At 43.3% G+C, this 18,594-nt stretch carries 14 protein-coding genes; all 14 read left to right on the top strand.

Annotation, left to right across the window (positions count from 1 at the left end):
- Positions 1 to 12 precede the first annotated feature (12 nt).
- The gene (gene clpX / locus H580_RS0107130; protein ID WP_028594161.1) at positions 13 to 1,266 is read left to right on the top strand and encodes an ATP-dependent protease ATP-binding subunit ClpX; all 1,254 of its coding nucleotides are present in this window, start codon (positions 13 to 15) and stop codon (positions 1,264 to 1,266) included.
- Positions 1,267 to 1,388: 122 nt separating this feature from the next.
- A complete protein-coding gene (gene ispG, locus H580_RS0107135) occupies positions 1,389 to 2,489 on the top strand; it encodes a flavodoxin-dependent (E)-4-hydroxy-3-methylbut-2-enyl-diphosphate synthase (RefSeq protein ID WP_028594162.1) in 1,101 nt (366 codons plus the stop codon).
- A gap of 411 nt (positions 2,490 to 2,900) precedes the next feature.
- Positions 2,901 to 4,334 (top strand): alanine/glycine:cation symporter family protein, encoded by a 1,434-nt coding sequence (locus H580_RS0107140; RefSeq protein WP_028594163.1) that lies wholly within the window; start codon positions 2,901 to 2,903, stop codon positions 4,332 to 4,334.
- A 198-nt stretch (positions 4,335 to 4,532) separates the two neighbouring features.
- On the top strand, positions 4,533 to 6,272 hold the full coding sequence (lonB, locus tag H580_RS0107145) for an ATP-dependent protease LonB (protein WP_028594164.1): 1,740 nt from the start codon (positions 4,533 to 4,535) through the stop codon (positions 6,270 to 6,272).
- A 71-nt stretch (positions 6,273 to 6,343) separates the two neighbouring features.
- Positions 6,344 to 8,668, top strand: a complete 2,325-nt coding sequence (gene lon / locus H580_RS0107150; RefSeq protein ID WP_028594165.1) for an endopeptidase La — start codon at positions 6,344 to 6,346, stop codon at positions 8,666 to 8,668.
- 164 nt (positions 8,669 to 8,832) lie between these two features.
- Entirely contained in the window at positions 8,833 to 9,471 is a 639-nt protein-coding gene (yihA, locus tag H580_RS0107155; RefSeq protein ID WP_028594166.1) for a ribosome biogenesis GTP-binding protein YihA/YsxC, read from the top strand.
- Between the two features lie 171 nt (positions 9,472 to 9,642).
- Positions 9,643 to 10,227 carry a hypothetical protein gene (locus H580_RS0107160; protein WP_028594167.1) on the top strand — a complete coding sequence of 195 codons (585 nt, stop codon included), beginning with the start codon at positions 9,643 to 9,645 and terminating at the stop codon, positions 10,225 to 10,227.
- A 351-nt stretch (positions 10,228 to 10,578) separates the two neighbouring features.
- Positions 10,579 to 10,977 carry an adenosylmethionine decarboxylase gene (gene speD, locus H580_RS0107165; protein WP_028594168.1) on the top strand — a complete coding sequence of 133 codons (399 nt, stop codon included), beginning with the start codon at positions 10,579 to 10,581 and terminating at the stop codon, positions 10,975 to 10,977.
- A 241-nt stretch (positions 10,978 to 11,218) separates the two neighbouring features.
- Complete coding sequence (locus tag H580_RS0107170; RefSeq protein WP_028594169.1) at positions 11,219 to 11,947, top strand: amino acid ABC transporter ATP-binding protein; 729 nt, start codon at positions 11,219 to 11,221, stop codon at positions 11,945 to 11,947.
- A 24-nt stretch (positions 11,948 to 11,971) separates the two neighbouring features.
- Positions 11,972 to 12,790, top strand: a complete 819-nt coding sequence (locus H580_RS0107175; protein WP_028594170.1) for a transporter substrate-binding domain-containing protein — start codon at positions 11,972 to 11,974, stop codon at positions 12,788 to 12,790.
- Between the two features lie 42 nt (positions 12,791 to 12,832).
- On the top strand, positions 12,833 to 13,474 hold the full coding sequence (locus H580_RS0107180) for an amino acid ABC transporter permease (RefSeq protein WP_028594171.1): 642 nt from the start codon (positions 12,833 to 12,835) through the stop codon (positions 13,472 to 13,474).
- A gap of 15 nt (positions 13,475 to 13,489) precedes the next feature.
- Positions 13,490 to 14,137, top strand: a complete 648-nt coding sequence (locus H580_RS0107185; RefSeq protein WP_028594172.1) for an amino acid ABC transporter permease — start codon at positions 13,490 to 13,492, stop codon at positions 14,135 to 14,137.
- Positions 14,138 to 14,552: 415 nt separating this feature from the next.
- Positions 14,553 to 15,779, top strand: a complete 1,227-nt coding sequence (locus H580_RS0107190; RefSeq protein ID WP_028594173.1) for an S-layer homology domain-containing protein — start codon at positions 14,553 to 14,555, stop codon at positions 15,777 to 15,779.
- A gap of 11 nt (positions 15,780 to 15,790) precedes the next feature.
- Positions 15,791 to 18,559: a DUF5704 domain-containing protein gene (locus tag H580_RS23645; protein ID WP_051217309.1), complete on the top strand. Its 2,769-nt coding sequence runs from the start codon at positions 15,791 to 15,793 to the stop codon at positions 18,557 to 18,559.
- Positions 18,560 to 18,594: the final 35 nt, after the last annotated feature.

Here is an 18,594-nt window from a genome sequence, read left to right on the forward strand (position 1 = left end):
GAGGGAAGCGCATTGTTCAAATTTAATGAAGAAAAAGGCCAGTTGAAATGCTCCTTTTGCGGAAAGTCTCAAGAACAAGTACGCAAGTTGGTAGCGGGTCCTGGTGTATATATTTGCGATGAGTGTATCGAGCTTTGCAATGAGATCGTTGAAGAAGAGCTAGGTCACGAAGAAGAGATTGATCTCAAAGATATCCCTAAGCCAAAGGAGATTCGTGGAATTCTGGATCAATATGTTATTGGTCAAGATCAAGCGAAGAAATCTTTGTCTGTAGCAGTCTATAACCACTACAAGCGTATTAATACGCAAAGCAAGATTGAGGATGTTGAACTGCAAAAGAGTAACATTTTGCTCGTAGGTCCTACTGGATCTGGTAAGACGTTGCTTGCGCAAACGATGGCTAAGATTCTTAACGTACCATTTGCTATTGCAGATGCAACTTCTTTGACAGAAGCGGGTTACGTAGGTGAGGATGTTGAGAATATCCTGCTGAAGCTTATCCAAGCTGCTGACTACGATGTGGAGAAGGCAGAACGCGGCATCATTTACATCGATGAGATCGATAAGGTTGCTCGTAAATCCGAGAACCCATCCATTACGCGCGATGTTTCTGGTGAAGGTGTTCAGCAAGCATTGTTGAAAATTCTTGAAGGTACGGTTGCTTCTGTGCCTCCGCAAGGCGGACGTAAGCACCCACATCAAGAATTCATTCAAATTGACACAACGAACATTTTGTTCATTTGCGGTGGTGCATTTGATGGCCTAGAGCAGCTCATCAAACGCCGTGTAGGTAAGAAGATTATCGGCTTCAACGCAGCTGAAGGCGGACAAAAAGACCTTAAGCCAGGTGAATATTTGTCCATGACGCTGCCAGAAGACTTGCTTAAATTCGGTTTGATTCCTGAATTTGTAGGTCGTCTACCGGTAATCTCTACACTAGAGCCGTTGGATGAAGAAACGCTTGTGCGTATTTTGAGCGAACCTAAGAACGCATTGACGAAGCAGTACCAGAAGCTGTTGGAAATGGACAATGTGAAGCTTGAGTTCGAAGCTGGCGCATTGGAAGCTATTTCTCGCGAAGCGATCAAGCGTAATACAGGTGCACGTGGACTACGCGCAATTATTGAAGGAATAATGCTGGATGTCATGTATGAAGTGCCATCCCGTGACGATATTACAACTTGTGTCATTACCGAACAAGTTGTGCGTGAACGAATCATTCCGGAACTAACAACGGATCAGAAGAAAAAGGAAGAGAGCGCATAATAACGCTTGAATCTAGCAGGGACAGTCGCCTGTACAGTGACTTTGAATGTAATAGGTGGTTGTCCCTGTTAAAGCGCCGCTAGGCGCTTTTCCGTTGTTATCCGAATTGGGAGAGAATAAACATGTATCTACGACATCAGACGAGACCTGTACAAGTTGGGAACGTAACGATTGGTGGTAATAACGAGGTCATCATTCAAAGTATGTGTACGACGAAGACGGCAGACGTTGAAGCGACCGTTGCTGAGATTCTCCGCTTGGAGGAGGCAGGGTGTCAAGTCGTGCGCGTTACCGTGAACAATGAAGAAGCGGCAAATGCGATTAAAGAAATTAAGAAGCGTATTAATATCCCGCTTGTTGCGGATATTCACTTCGATTATCGCTTGGCGCTCAAAGCGATTGAGAACGGCATCGACAAGGTACGTATCAATCCTGGTAACATTGGCCGTCGTGAGAAGGTCGAGGCGGTCGTAAAAGCGTGTAAAGAACGTGGGATTCCAATTCGTATCGGCGTAAATGCCGGATCATTGGAAAATCATTTGCTAGAGAAGTATGGATACCCTACACCTGAAGCTATGGTCGAAAGTGCGTTGTTCCACATTGGTATTCTTGAGGAGTTGGATTTCCACGATATTATCGTATCCTTGAAGGCTTCTGATGTACCGATGGCAATTGCTGCTTATTCCAAAGCTGCGGAAGTAATTAAGTATCCACTTCACTTGGGGATTACCGAAGCAGGAACACTGTTCTCAGGAACATGTAAAAGTGCGGCGGGGATCGGAGCGTTGCTATCATTGGGGTTGGGCTCAACGGTTCGTATCAGTTTGAGTGCAGATCCAGTAGAAGAAGTAAAGGTAGCGCGTGAAATTCTCAAGTCATTCGGTTTGATTTCGAATGCAGCTACACTTGTATCCTGTCCGACATGCGGACGCTTAGATATCGATTTGTTCTCCATTGCTAATGAAGTGGAAGAGTACATTGCGAACGTCAAAGTGCCGATCAAAGTTTCCGTACTGGGCTGTGCCGTAAATGGTCCTGGTGAAGCGCGTGAAGCAGATATCGGGATTGCTGGTGCAAGAGGGGAAGGGTTGTTGTTCCGCTATGGCCAAATGATACGTAAAGTACCTGAAGCTGACATGGTAGAAGAGTTGAAGAAGGAAATTGACATTATTGTAGCTGAATATGAGCGTACTGGTAAAATTCCTGGACGCGAAAGACACTAACAGTCAAGGTGCTTTGTGCACATCGACTATTGGATAACAGGCCGTACACTGTGACTTACAGTTGTGCGGCTTGTTTATTTGGAATATTTTTGACGGAAAGCTGTTTCTGGTATCATTTGTTAGGTTAATTAACATATGTGGTCCCACAAGACGAGTAAAAAAGTGCACGAAAAAGCACATACTAAGGAGTGTCATCTTCTTATAAAATGCGCTAATCATCAAGAAATGCATAATTTCAACCCTGTTTTTCAAGAAAATGTTGCTATATGATTAATAAATTCTATCACAAGTATTATTTTTATTTATTTTACTTTATTGGATGATCAGGTAAAATTAATCTAGAAGTTATGTTAAGAAAGTTGACATACACCTGATTCATCATGAATGCCGTCAAGAGAAAGGGTGCGATATATGCTAGACACTTTGGAATCATGGATTGTTCTATTTAATGATAAGTGGTACCTCATGCTGATTTTTATTCTTATCGGCGCAGGACTATGGTTTTCTTTCAACACTGGATTCATCCAAGTGCGATCCGTCAAAGAAATTTTCCGTCTATTTAAGGTTCGTGAGCGAAACCCTGATGATGGAGAAGATACGACAACGCCTAATAAGAAAAAAGGTGTGTCATCTTTCCAAGCCTTTGCCATGAGCACAGCTTCTCGAGTGGGAATTGGTAATTTGGCTGGGGTTGCGATTGCAATTAAGACAGGTGGTCCTGGTGCAGTATTTTGGATGTGGGTTATTGCCATCATCGGAGCTTCCTCTGCATTTATAGAGTCTACACTTGCTCAAGTATACAAAGTAAAAGATGGAAAGGCATTCCGCGGCGGTCCAGCTTATTATATGGAAAAAGCGCTTAATGCGCGTTGGCTTGGTATCGTGTTTGCTCTTCTCATTATGGTCACGTATGGCTTTGTATTTAATTCCGTGCAGGCGAATACAGTAACGGCCGCTTTCGGTAATTTATTTGAAATTCAACCTATTACTATGGGCATTATTTTGGCCGTTATTACGATGATTACGATTTTTGGCGGGGTACAACGTATTGCAAAAGTATCTGCTACAGTCGTACCGATTATGGCATTAGCATACATCGGAATTGCGCTTTATGTTGTTGCAATGAACTATACACAAATTCCAGCTGTATTTAGTTCCATCATTATGAATGCGTTTGGCTGGGAAGAAGCGGTTGGCGGCGGTATAGGGGCTGCTATCATGAACGGAATTAAACGAGGCTTGTTCTCGAATGAAGCTGGTATGGGTAGTGCTCCGAATGCTGCTGCAACAGCAACGGTTAGTCACCCAGCTAAACAAGGTATTATTCAATCCTTTGGTGTATTTGTGGATACATTGCTTGTATGCAGCTCGACAGCGTTTATTATCTTGTTCTCTGGTGCACATTTGTCCACAGAAACAGATGGTATTCAGTTGACGCAGGTTGCATTAGCATCACAAATTGGTCCATGGGCAGAATACTTTATTGCATTTGCGATTTTCTTGTTCGCGTTCACGTCCTTAATCGGTAACTACTACTATGGACAGAGCAACATCGAGTTCATTACGAAGAAAAAAGGTTGGTTGTTCTCCTATCGTGTCGTTGTTGTAGCGATGGTACTTGTGGGTTCAGTTGCGAAAATTTCTTTGGTATGGAACTTGGCGGATACGTTTATGGGCTTCATGGCGTTTATTAACCTTATCGCTATTTTGTTACTTGGTAAAATCGCATTTAAAGTGCTGGACGACTATAATCGTCAGCGCAAAGCTGGAAAAGAGCCTGTATTTTATGCAGACTCGATCCCTGGTCTTCAAAATGCTGATTGCTGGGATCGCAAGAAAGTATAAGTATAACGAATTGAAACAAGTACAATTTCATCGTGTGAATAATGAGATATTCGCATGACTTATAAGGAATCCGGTGAAGGGCAATACTACCAAGTATTGAACTACACCGGATTTTTTTGTGTGCTGTGAAATGGGTAATGAGGTTGTTCATTGCTGCAAAAGAGCTTGCGGACATGCATTTAAAGGAGGAGTAACACGATGAATCTTAGCATGATATTAATGCTGATCAATGCTTTTTTCGCCATTATTATTGGAGTATACTTCTGGAATTTGTTGAAGAGCCAGAAGTCTAACCGTACTGCTGTTGACCGAGAGTCTCGCAAGGAGATGGACAAACTCCGCAAAATGCGATCGGTTTCCCTTTCTAAGCCACTAGCAGAGAAAACAAGACCTGCTTCCATGAAGGACATTGTCGGTCAGCGTGACGGCTTGCGTGCGCTGAAAGCTGCGCTATGCAGTTCTAATCCGCAGCATGTCATTATTTATGGTCCTCCCGGGGTTGGCAAGACAGCGGCTGCTAGAGTTATTTTGGAGGAAGCAAAGAAAAATCCGACCTCTCCATTTACGTTTGAGTCGAAATTTACAGAAATCGATGCGACTACAGCTCGCTTTGATGAACGGGGTATTGCAGATCCGCTTATTGGATCTGTTCATGATCCTATTTACCAAGGAGCAGGTGCGATGGGTGTGGCAGGTATACCACAGCCCAAGCCTGGTGCAGTGACGAAGGCACATGGAGGCGTCTTGTTTATTGATGAAATTGGGGAGCTTCATCCGATTCAAATGAACAAGCTGCTGAAGGTGTTGGAAGATCGAAAAGTATTTTTAGAGAGTGCTTACTATCATAGTGAAGATCCAAATATCCCAACTCATATTCATGATATTTTTGAAAATGGTTTGCCGGCTGATTTTCGTCTCGTCGGAGCAACGACGCGTTCGCCGCAAGACATATCGCCAGCTTTGCGTTCGCGCTGCATGGAAATCTTTTTTAGGCCACTTCTTCCTGAGGAAATTGAGAGTATTGCTGAGCATGCTGTGAAAAAAATTGGCTTTCCTCCTGCACCTGAAGCTGTTGATGTGTTGAAAAAGTATGCAACGAATGGTCGTGAAGCCGTTAATATTATTCAGTTGGCTGTTGGGTTAGCACTGTCTGAGCATCGTTCTTCCTTAGTGGCAGCTGATGTAGAGTGGGTTATTAACAGTAGTCAGCTGACACCACGCCCTGATCGCAAAGTAGGCACAGCGCCACAGGTGGGGCTTGTAAACGGATTGGCGGTGTACGGCCCTAACATGGGGGCTTTGCTTGAGCTTGAAGTATCTGCGATTCGGGTTAAAAATGGACATGGCAAATATACGATTACCGGCGTTGTTGAGGAAGAGGAATTAAATGGCGGTGGTGCTCGTACACTACGTCGTAAAAGTATGGCTAAAGGTTCCATTGAGAATGTGCTGACGGTACTAAGATCATGTGGATATGAGACGAAAAACTACGATTTGCACATTAATTTCCCAGGGGGATCGCCAGTCGATGGTCCATCTGCTGGTATAGCGATGGGTGTAGCGATTGCTTCGGCCATAAATGGCTGGTCTATTGACCATCGTTTGGCACTAACCGGTGAGATAAGTGTTCATGGAAGAGTGAAGCCAGTAGGTGGCGTCCTTGCCAAAGTAGAAGCGGCATTTCAAGCTGGAGCTTCTCGTGTCATTATCCCTAAGGAGAATTGGCAGGAGATATTTAATGATTTAAATGGATTGCAAGTTATCCCTGTAGAATATTTTGAAGAGGTACTTAAGCACACATTTGCAGCCCAAATGCAGGATGATCCACTTCAATTGCCGAAGTCATTTGAGCGGTCTGGCGGCTCAACAGTGCCATTATTTCATGCGGAATCAACAGATGGTTTGCATGGCGATAATCCCCCTTCTACAACGTGCTAATTGGTGTTTTGGGGCTCGATAAGTTACAATGGATATACATCTAACACGACAATCATGGGGGTGCCAATGCGATGGAGCCGAAACTTGCACAAGTTCGAAAGCTTCCACTTCTGCCTCTACGAGGACTACTCGTCTATCCAAGCATGGTGCTTCATCTGGATGTCGGGCGTGATAAGTCCGTTAAAGCGCTCGAGCAAGCGATGCTTGAAGACCAGATGCTGCTTTTGTCCTCCCAATCCGAAGTGAGCGTAGAGGATCCTGCGCAGGAAGATATTTATCCGATAGGAACTGTAGCTACTGTTCGTCAAATGCTTCGTTTGCCTAACAACACGATCCGGGTACTTGTTGAAGGGTTGACGAGGGCGGAAATACTTGAATATGTACCTAATGATGACTTCTATGAAGTGAAAGTCAATCTTATTGAGGAGCAGTCGGGAGCGGAGCATGAGACAGAGGCATTCCGACGTTCGGTGCTGGCTAAGTTTGAAAGCTATGTATCTTTATCCAAAAAAGTAACTGCTGAGACGTTAGCAACAGTTGCGGATATTACGGAGCCTGGCAGATTTGCCGATATGGTGGCGAGTCATTTGCCGCTTAAGCTCAAAGATAAGCAGTATTTACTTGAGCTTTCCAATGTTAGAGATCGGCTGGAAGCATTGCTTGAACTGTTGGAAAATGAAAGTGAAGTACTGGAGCTGGAGCGCAAAATTCATTCGCAGGTGAAGAAGCGGATCGAGAAGACGCAGAAAGAATATTACTTGCGTGAGCAGATGAAAGCCATTCAGAAGGAGTTGGGTGACAAAGAAGGCCGTGTAGGCGAAGTGGAAGAGCTTCGTGGGCAGCTTAAGTCACTAGGGGCTCCGGAAAAAGTGCTTGAGAAGCTCGCCAAAGAAGTTGACCGACTAGAGAAGATACCTCCTAGTTCAGCTGAAGGTGCTGTTGTTCGTAATTACATTGACTGGGTTATGCAAATTCCATGGGGGACTCGTACCGAGGACGATCTGGACTTGCACAAGGCCGAGTCTGTATTAGAAGCGGATCACTATGGCCTCGAAAAACCAAAAGAGCGGGTATTAGAGTATCTTGCAGTACAACAGCTCGTTAAACAGCTGAAAGGTCCGATACTTTGTATGGTTGGTCCGCCTGGTGTAGGGAAAACGTCATTGGCGCGATCAATTGCTAAGTCACTTGGACGTAAATTCGTACGGATATCGTTAGGCGGTGTGCGGGACGAAGCTGAGATTCGTGGTCATCGCCGTACGTATGTAGGAGCGATGCCAGGGCGTATTATTCAAGCGTTGAAGACAGCGGGATCGATGAATCCAGTCGTGCTCTTGGATGAAATCGATAAGATGGGCTCTGACATGAGAGGGGATCCTTCCGCTGCCATGTTGGAAGTGCTTGATCCTGAGCAGAACAATACGTTTAGCGACCATTTCATTGAGCTGCCTGTGGACTTATCTCAAGTTATGTTCGTGACGACAGCGAATGCCGTTCATAACATACCACGTCCGCTGCTTGATCGTATGGAATACATACCGCTGTCCGGTTATACGGAATTAGAGAAGCTGGAGATCGCGAAGCGTCATCTATTTGAGAAGCAATTGCGCGATCATGGACTTCAAGAAGAGCAATTGCAGCTGGATGACGATGTTATTCGTCGTCTCATTCGCGAATACACGCGAGAAGCGGGTGTGCGTCAGCTAGAACAGCGTTTAGCTGCGCTTTGTCGTAAAGCGGCTAAGATTATCGTGTCCAAATCCGAAGAGACGGTCCGAATTGCTTCATCTGATATAGAGGAGTTTTTAGGTGTGCCTCGGTACAGGTATGGTCAATCCGAGCAGGAGCATCAGGTTGGAATCGTTACGGGATTGGCTTGGACGGAAGTTGGCGGTGATACGCTAACGATTGAGGTAACAGTCGTTCCTGGGACAGGGAAGCTGCTTCTGACCGGTAAGCTGGGTGATGTGATGAAGGAATCTGCTCAAGCGGCATTTAGCTACATCCGTTCCAAAGCTGATGTGTGGGAATTAGAGCCTTCTTTCCATGAGAAATTGGATATACACATTCATGTTCCTGAAGGTGCTATTCCGAAGGACGGACCGTCCGCAGGGATTGCTATGGCTACGGCGCTCGTTTCAGCTTTGACGAAGAAGTATGTATCGAAGGATGTTGCTATGACGGGTGAGATTACTTTGCGTGGTCGTGTGCTTCCTATCGGTGGCTTAAAAGAGAAGTCCTTGGCTGCACATCGAGCGGGTATCCAAAAAGTACTTTTCCCTCATGACAATGTGCGTGACTTGGATGATATATCAGAAAGCGTTCGCGAAGAGCTGGTATTTGTCCCTGTCCGTCACATGGATGAAGTGCTGGAGCATGCATTGCTCGATCAATAAAGGTGCTGGAGTCGTATGAGTGACGTGACTAGGTCTTTATTTTCGATAATCAGCTTATGTAGGACAGTAGAGTAGGTAACAAATAGTGGTGACGAATGAAGCGGGCGCCGATATAGGGCGTCCGTTATTGCGTATGCAGTATGAATAAAGGATGGTGTCGCAACATGAAAATTAAAAATGCAGAATTTATTATAAGTGCGGTAGGGCCTGATCAATATCCAGAGGATGGGCTGCCGGAAATCGCGTTGGCTGGGCGCTCGAATGTAGGGAAATCCTCGTTGATCAACCGTCTTATTATGCGCAAAAACTTGGCTCGCACAAGTTCGCAGCCAGGTAAGACGCAACAGTTGAACTATTATCGCATTAATATCGATAAGGAGCTTTATTTCGTCGATGTACCAGGCTATGGCTTTGCCAAAGTATCGAAAACACAACGTGCTGCTTGGGGGCGCATGATTGAAGCTTACATTCAAAACCGTGAGCCGCTGAAGCTTATTATGCAAGTCATTGATCTCCGTCATGCACCTTCCAAAGACGATGTTATGATGTATGACTGGCTGACTCACTTTGATCTGCCTGTTTGTATTGTAGCGACGAAAGCGGACAAGCTGCCACGCAGTCAGTGGCCAAAGCATTTGAAGCAGGTGAAAACAACGTTGGGCATAAAGCCAAATACACCGATTGTGATGTTCTCTTCTGAGACAGGAATGGGTAGAGAAGAATTGTGGGACATTATTGCTCAAAATGCATTTCCAGAAATGGATGCAGATATAGAAGAAGATAATAATTCATCGGAAACGTAGGTTGAAACGGCTAGAAAACAAGAAATCATGCGGTTATTTCATCGGAATGCCGTTTTCCAGCTGATTTTTCTCAAATCCTCAATAAAATAATGACTCGTCAAGAGGAAATTCGCTTTGCTCTGTTGTATAATGGTAATGTAAGCAAAGGTTCAGGAATTGAGGAGATAAAGTATGGCTAGGCGATTAGCCACAGAATATGTGAAAGCCCGTATGCAGATGACAGAGCCGCAGTTAACCTTATTTTTAAGTTCATTACCAAGTCAAACGTTAGTTTGGCGTGTTAAAGTAATGGATAACGGGAATCAAGAAGTTGTTCTTGAGGATGGTCAAGGTGATGCGATTACATTCCTGTTCGAGAAGCAAGGCAATCGGTATGTCTGTGTAACGTCTTGTCGCTTACTTCGCCCGAAGTTAACTCAGATCATGCATAAGCTTGTGATGGAGTTTCGTGGTGAGGCGGTTGTTAACCGCATTTTTGCAGGCTTTACGATGCAGTATGTATATACTGAAGGTAAGGTGTGCCAAATTGTAGAGCAACAGGGTGAGCAAGCTCGGATCGTATACGAGCAGAAAGACTTTGCTCGCGACTTGCAGATAATGTATGGTCAAGATATTGTGGAACAGCAAATTGCTGCTATCCGTGAACAGATCAACGAGCTGTTGGACGCACGTAACCGAGATTCAGGTGATCAGGTTGCATCCATTGATCAGCAGTTGCATACATTATCACATCAATTGTTTGTATTAGAAGCATAAGCAATGTGGAATTATACACCTACATGATAGTCATAATAGCCGCCTCTACATAGAGGCGGTCTTTCTTGTTTATAATACGAATACGGCTTTATGGCATCCGAATAATAACGCAATCTCAAAGAAAAATAGTTCGGAAATAAAGAAGTTTGGGATTTCTTGAAAAAAGGGCTTGCAATAATGTTCGCAAGATGTTATTTTTAATCTCGTTGAAAACATATATAGGAACCAGGATTCACTCAGGACATTGTATGTTGCGAGAGATGCATTCCCTCGGGAAGTGAATGACGTAGGTCCTAGCGGATGAAAATTGTTTCAAAAAACATTTTATTCCTAGGAAGGGGGAAACGAAAGATGGAATATTCAACTTTCGGAAGACACGTTGCTGTTGACACATGGGGGGTAGACTTTGATTTACTCAACAATGCTGATTACCTCCAAACTCAGTTGGTAGAAGCTGCTGAAGCTTGTGGGGCTACAGTATTATCTGTACAATCCAAGCAATTTGAACCACAAGGAGCAACAGTGCTCGTCTTGTTGTCGGAAAGTCATCTTTCCATCCACACTTATCCAGAGCGTGGATTTGCTGCTATTGATTGTTACACATGTGGGGAGACGGTTGATCCGCAACTCGCAATTGATTACCTGGTATCCGTGCTTAAGCCGGAGAAGACGTTTGCGAAGAAGATTATTCGTGGACTTGGTGAACTTGAAGTAGTGACACCGGATATGCAAGTAAAGGAACTTGTATAATACGGTACAAGTGAATGTTTAATATGTGATTAAACTTATAATTAGCTTAGCATATCAATCCATCGGGGGTTTCCCTGGTGGATTTTTTATTTTTAACAGATCAGCATTACGTATTAGTAAGGAGTATTTTTTGATATCCTGCGTTGTTACATGAGATTTGTGTTAATAAATTAAGGACACGCCCATACACATAGTAATAGTGCTCTGTGTCTATATCTTGAGTGAAGGCAGGTGAATCTTATTGATCGGCTTTGAGCAGGTGAATAAACACTATGGTTCCTTTCATGTTCTAAAAGATATTAATCTCCACATTGAGATGGGGGAGGTAGTCGTTGTTATCGGGCCATCCGGTTCAGGCAAGAGTACACTTCTCCGCTGTATCAATCGCCTAGAAGAAATTTCATCAGGTCAACTAATCGTTAACGGTTACCAAGTCCACGACAGTAAACTCCCGCTTAATCATTTTCGTAAACATATCGGCATCGTATTCCAGCATTTTAATTTGTACCCGCATATGAAGGTTGTTGACAATATTACATTAGCTCCGATTCGTGTGCTTGGTTTGCCGGAGCATGAAGCAAAGAAAAGAGCCCTTGCTTATTTGGAGAGAGTAGGTATCGCGGATAAAGCAGATGCGTATCCTGCTCAACTGTCTGGCGGGCAGCAGCAGCGAGTAGCGATTGCTCGAGGGTTGGCTATGAATCCAGCTATCATGTTGTTTGATGAGCCCACCTCTGCGCTGGATCCTGAAATGATTGGTGAGGTGCTGGATGTTATGAGATCGCTTGCAAAAGAAGGTATGACGATGGTTGTCGTCTCTCATGAGATGGGGTTTGCCCGTGAGGTTGCGGATCGAATTGTATTTATGGACCAAGGACAAATTGTAGAGGAAGCAGCGGCAGCCGATTTTTTTGTACAGCCTAAAGAAGAACGTGCACGCGTATTTCTCAGCCGTTTGCTGCATCATTAATCGAACATATCCAGGGGGGATTGTATGTACAAGAAGGGTACATTCAAATGGAAAAGCTTAATGGTTGTTGCTTGTGTCGGATTATTGTTTTTCCTTACTGCATGTGGTGGGGGGAGTACGAACAAGTCAGCCGTAGAGACGGCCAAGGAGAAAGATAAGTTGGTCATTGGTGTAAAATTCGATACGAATTTGTTCGGGTTGAAAGATCCAGGCAGTGGAGAAGTGCGTGGATTTGATGTGGATATCGCAAAGGCAATCGCGAAAAAGCTGCTTGGTGATGAAACTAAGCTGGAGTTGAAGGAAGTCACGTCGAAGACGAGAATTCCAATGCTGAAAAATGGAGATATCGATGCGATTATTGCGACGATGACCATTACAGAGGAGCGCAAGCAGCAGGTGGATTTTACGGACGTGTATTTTGAAGCAGGACAATCATTGCTTGTGAAAAAAGGCAGCTCGGTACGTTCCATTGAAGATTTGAAATCAGGGGTGAAGGTGCTCGCGGTTAAAGGCTCGACCTCTGCCAAAAACGTTAAAGAAAAGGCGCCTGACGCAGAAGTGCTGGAATTCGAAAATTATCAGGAGGCTTTTACGGCGCTGAAGTCAGGTAAAGGGGAAGCGTTAACGACAGACAATGCGATTTTGTTCGGTATGATGCAGCAGGATGCTAACTTTGAAATGGTAGGCGGAAACTTTACAGACGAACCGTATGGGATAGCCGTACGCAAAGGGGATGAGCAGCTTGTGAAGCTCATTAATGATTTGATCAAAGAAATGAAGGCGAATGGTGAGTATGACAAGCTGTATGAACAATGGATGGGACAGAAGCCGCCTACTAAGTAGAGTGTTTGCTCTATAAATGAAGCCAAGGAAGGAGACGGTCAGATGATTTCCTTGCTCATTGATCATGGAGATCGATATATAGAGGGATTTCTAAATACACTAACCATTAGCATTTTTGCGCTAATCGGCAGCTTTGTTCTAGGTACGGTAATCGCGGTAATGCGGATTGCCTCGATCCGACCGCTGCGCTGGATAGGAACGGCCTACGTAGAGTTTATCCGCAATATTCCTTTGCTGCTTGTTGTGGCTATCTTTTATCATGGTCTGGCTTTCCTCGGACTAAGTGGATTTGTTGCTGGGGGCATAGGACTTACCATTTATACGGCAGCTTATATAGCAGATGCGATACGTGCAGGTATTCAGTCTATTCCGAAAGGGCAAATCGAAGCTGCAAGGAGTTCGGGCTTATCCTACTTACAAGCGATGCGATTTATTGTCCTGCCTCAGGCCATTAAAATAGTGATTCCACCGCTTGGTAATCAGTTTCTTAATTTGATTAAAAACTCCGCTATTTTAGGCGTATATGCAGGTGCAGATTTGATGTACTTTGGTGATCAGATTAATTCGGACACGTTTGATACGTTTAATGTGTACCTACTAGTCGGTGTGTTTTATTTGCTGTTAACCATTCCAACCAGCTTTGCTGTTCGGGCGTTGGAGCGGCGAATGGCGCGAGCTGGCTAGGGAAGGAGGTTAGAGATGGATTTTATAGGGGCTTATTCATATGACAATGTGATGTACTTGCTGCAGGGATTAGGTGTCTCGATAGCAGTTGCTGCAGCAGCGATTGTACTGAGCTTTATTCTAGCTTGTCTGCTCGCTATTATACGATATGCTCGTATTCCTGTCCTTTCTCAAATCATTGCTGTGTGTGTGGAAACAATCCGCAACTTGCCCTTGCTGCTTATTATTTTCTTTGTGTATTTCGCCTTGCCAGAGGTAGGAATTAAAATGAGTGTGTTTACCTCGGCTATCGTGGCTTTGACGATATTTGAAGCGGCGATGATATCAGAAATTGTGCGAGCAGGATTGTTGTCGATAGATAAAGGGCAGATTGAAGCGGCACGATCCAGTGGCTTATCTTATATTCAGACGCTTCGCTTTATCTCTCTTCCACAAGCGCTGCGGCGTATGGTGCCGCCTATTGTAGGGCAGTTTATTTCTCTTATTAAAGATACTTCATTGACTGTTATTATTTCACTACCGGAGCTGATGCACAGTGCAAAAGTGGTGAGTGGGCAAAACTTCAACTATGTCATCCCGATCTATTTGCTGGCTGCTTTATTCTACTTTGTTATTAATTTTACGATATCAAGTGTAGCTAAGCGTATTGAGGTGCGGGTTTAAGTGAAACTGTTAATTTTTGTCTTGTAAATAATGGAGTGGAGCGTATAATGTAAATAAATTGATACAAGTGGACGGCAGGCAGTCGGACGTTAACCTTCTATAGGGGCGTCCGGCTGTTTTTGTTCTATAGGACTTAAGTCTCGGTTCATGTGAGCCGATATAATATTAATCGCCTATATATTCCCTTTTCCGCTTCTTCAATCAGTCTTCTAAGAATTACTTCTTTTGTTCTACTCCTTACATGCAAGTGTACGTTCTCGATATGAGTACACGCTTTCCAGTAGCAATGTTTCTGTTTCCATGCACATCTTACTCGCATTGTATCCCTGTTTCATATCCTAAGTTTCATATGTCAAGTATCAAGAAATTGCATTGAATTGATAATTAATCGAACGTCGATGAGGAGGATTTATTTATGATGAACAAGCGATCGCTCGCTGCAATTACGGCGCTGACCGTAGTTATAGGTGGTAGTGTACCAGTAAGTTTGATGTCTGCTGATTCGGTTTCTGCTGCCGAACACCAACTAACTGCAAATCAAGGGAAAGCGACAATGTCGGATAATAACAAAAAATTTACAGATACAGCTGGGCATTGGGCAGAAGGGGCCATATATGAGGCGGTAAAGAGAGGTTATGTAACTGGGTATCCTAGCGGAAAGTTTCTACCTAATCATAAGGTGACTCGTGCAGAGTTTGTGAAAATGGCGGTTTCTGCTTTGAATCTTCCAGTTGGATCTTCCTTGAGTGATTCGTGGTATGTGAAGTATGTAGATGCTGCCAAGTCATCGGGGATTTTTGCAACGGGCGACTTTGCAGATGCGGATTGGAATAAGCCATTAACGCGTGAAGAAATGGCAAAGGTGGCTGTAAGGGCTCTTGGAAGTGTAACTAAGGTGGAAGAGAATCAATGGATGTACCTTGCTGCGAAGAACGGGATTATTTCCGGGACAAGTCCAGGGGAGATTTCTCCTAATGGAGCTACAACTCGTGCTCAAGCGATCTCTGTCATTGAAAGAATGCTAAAGGTGAAGAACGGTGAGAAGCTTCCCGCTGACAAATATGCAGTTGCAGCGGCTGAAGTATTTTGGCACAAGACTAATATTTTTACGGTGGCTTCTGAGATTTTTAATGGGCCGGATAATAAAAATATTTATTCCGGTATACGCTCTTGGAAAATTTCTAAGCTTAGGGTTGCTTCGCCTAACGGTAATATTGTTGGTCAAGTTGATTCATTAATTGCAATCGATTGGAATGACCCTAAGGATCCAAATAGAAAATTGCTCCCGAGCAAAGATAAATTACTTTGGAGGATAGGTGCTAAGACAAAAGTGTTAGGTGATGATATGGACGCATACATCGTCCTACTACAATCTAGCATACTAGTAAACAAAGATCCTAAAAGATATCCTTTTAATGAACTTGCACTTGGAATAAGAGGATATAATGGAAAACCTGATATAAATAACTTTAATCAGCCTGCATTACTAGAATCAAAAGATCAATCTAGACAAATCAATGGGCTTGTGATTCCCAAGAATAAATTTAGTACAAAGGGCGAAATTCAAATTGAAGTAGAAACTATTTCTATTGGTGCTCCTATATATAGCAATGTCTTATCAACATCAGTACTCATTAAGTGAGGAGTGATAGAATGAGGGTAAGAATCTGCATTTCTTTGGTGATTATAATGAACTTCGCACTACAGGTCTTTTTATCGATCGTTTTAAATAACACAGTTTATGCCACTAATATCACAGAAGATATACCGTATGACCTTGTTACAGATTCTGACGACTATGTGTATGGGGGGATATTATTTTCTGATGCATCTTCTCTAGAGGTGAAGACACTTAAGGTTAAAGCACCAGAGAAAAAAGTAATTAATAAATTAGAATGGATTGATAAGAAAACAGGAAAATCAATACGTAATGTTAAGGATTTTAAACCTGGGAGATTAGAATGGGAAGTAAATGATAAATTAGAAGGAAATAAATTAAACATATTATCCGAGCGTAATTTTAACTATGGAGGTGTCTACTATTGGGATAGATGGTCAATAGCCTCTTCTGCTAATTGGTACGGGAAACATTGGAAAGCTGGAGGAGGACGTGTATCAAAAACGGATAGTATTGGATGCGATAGTAACGTTCCACGAGAAGATGAAAATCCTGATAGTGGTCAGAGTTATCAAGGGAATAGTCTTCCTAAATACCCTGGATGCACAGATCCTTATTTAGAAGCAGATATTCCACGTACGAAAGGTTTCTTTGTAAATGATAAGTCAAGTCCGATAGATAATTTATGGATAAAAGATGGGGCAATATCTAAGAAGGAAATCACAGCAGCTAATATTATTACAGATCCTACCACAAAAATTCCTGATGTTCATGGTGGTTATGGACTTGCAGATGTTGATACTGTAGGTGGAGAAGTTGCAAAAGTTAATAATCTTTCAAACATAACAATATATTTTACCCAGACTTTTAACAATGATGATTATCGGAAATATTGGGAAGCAGCGGGGGCTAAGCAAGTTTGGTATTTTTCTAAATTCTTTGTGGACTTTAATGCATACACATTTACTTACAAAGACAAAATCCTACGAGCAACCTTTGCTGATGGCACTTCCAGATTAGAAATATCTGGTTCTTCTTGTGTTGCTCCTTCAAGCACGACACAACTTACTGCGAAACTAACAAAAGTAGATGGAAGTACATATGATTTACAGCGTCATGACAAATTAACTTGGAGAAGCTCGGATGACAGTATCGTTCGTGTAAATTCTTCAGGCGTAGTTACAGCTGTTGCCTCCACAGGACAGGCGACCATCACTGCTCATTTCAATGACACGAGTCAAGCTTTGGATGAAGCCGACGATGCTACTATACAAGTAGGGACAGGCACTTCTTGCACCAATCCAGACCCAGGTACACCAGGCGGTGGCAATCCAGGTGGAGGAAACGGAAGTACGGGTGTTTGTACGGTAAGTATCGGTACCCCTAGAAAAGACGCTGTAACAGCTCATACGGTTATGGACCCGATTGCAACAGGGATGATTAAGGCAGACGATAGAGATTCAGAAAAGTTCAATGTGCTAGATGGAATTCCAACTTCCGAATCATTATTTGTAAATGTATTTGGACTGAACTACTTGTTCCAGAACAAGTGGGCCAATATGACGGGGGAAGTAACGTATACGGTTCCAGTGAAGAAAAAATATATTTTAACATGGACGATTCCGGGCAAGCCAGGCACGAAAACAACACCTCCTATCCCTCCGGTCCCTAGACAACGGGAAGTTCCTATAACGGAAAATATCACAGTTAAACGAAGCTATTCCTATTGGCAAATTGATAATCTAGAAGTTTACAAATTAGCTAGAACAACTATCAACAACTACGCTCTGCCAAATGAGTCCGTTACATTGAATCCAACTGGCTATACAGCACCTAATGTTAACTCGGATCATAGTGAGCGTGTTAATGATCATGTACAGCCATTTGCTTGTAAAGGTCAAGACTTAGGGGTAGAAACGGTTCCTGGTGGAGATTCTGAGCCATCTGTGCCTAATGAAACCTCCTTATTTACATCTACAGCAGAATCGCATGTAGGAGAGAATAAAGTAAAAAATGACCATGTTGTTTTTAATGGAAGTACAATTATGAGCAATAATTGGGTTGATCGGGCGGCTCCGGTGCCTGGTATTATTCCATCTCCAACTACGATTCATCGTAATGTGTTGTATGGTAGGAACTATATGATACGAAGTACGCTTTTGAATAAGGCAAATACACCTAGTACAGGCTCTATCTTTTACGAACTGATTCCGAACAATATTAAAGGTGGTGCCGACAAGACGTATTCCGTCCATGGTCTCAATCCAGTAACGGTTCATACTCCTACAATAAATTACGCCAACGCAACCGATGACGCAGCACATAACCAGAAAACTAGGCCAAACTACAATAGTAGAGCGTTTATTCTCGACAGGCCATTCACCATACATATACCGACATCTGGGCAGCATCGCAACATTTTAGGTTATGGCAACCGTGACTTTGCTAAATACATAAAAGAAAAACAAGTGAGATTCGAGTTTGATCTATATAGTGCGGATAGGTCCGCTTTTTATCCAAGGAATACTTGGATTAGCATCCCGGTAGGGGATATTGAGACAACATTCTACTTACCGGTATGGGTGGATGAGGGGGACTATACGATCCATTTCAGGTCATTTGCTGAAAATGCTCCTTCCGACTCGCTTGCCCAGCAGGATGCCAACTTTGATCTCAGTAACTATGTTGCGAGTGATACGGTTCCAGTGGAAGTCATTGGACGCGTGTATGATTTCCGCATTACTGATATTGTGGATATGAATTGGGGTGCGACAAGTTCTACTATAAACGCATTACTCGCGTGAAATGTAGGGGTTTGAAATTACAAACCTAACTTTGT

Origin of the sequence: Paenibacillus assamensis DSM 18201 (assembly GCF_000422445.1) — a bacterium.
Lineage (GTDB): Bacteria > Bacillota > Bacilli > Paenibacillales > Paenibacillaceae > Paenibacillus_B > Paenibacillus_B assamensis.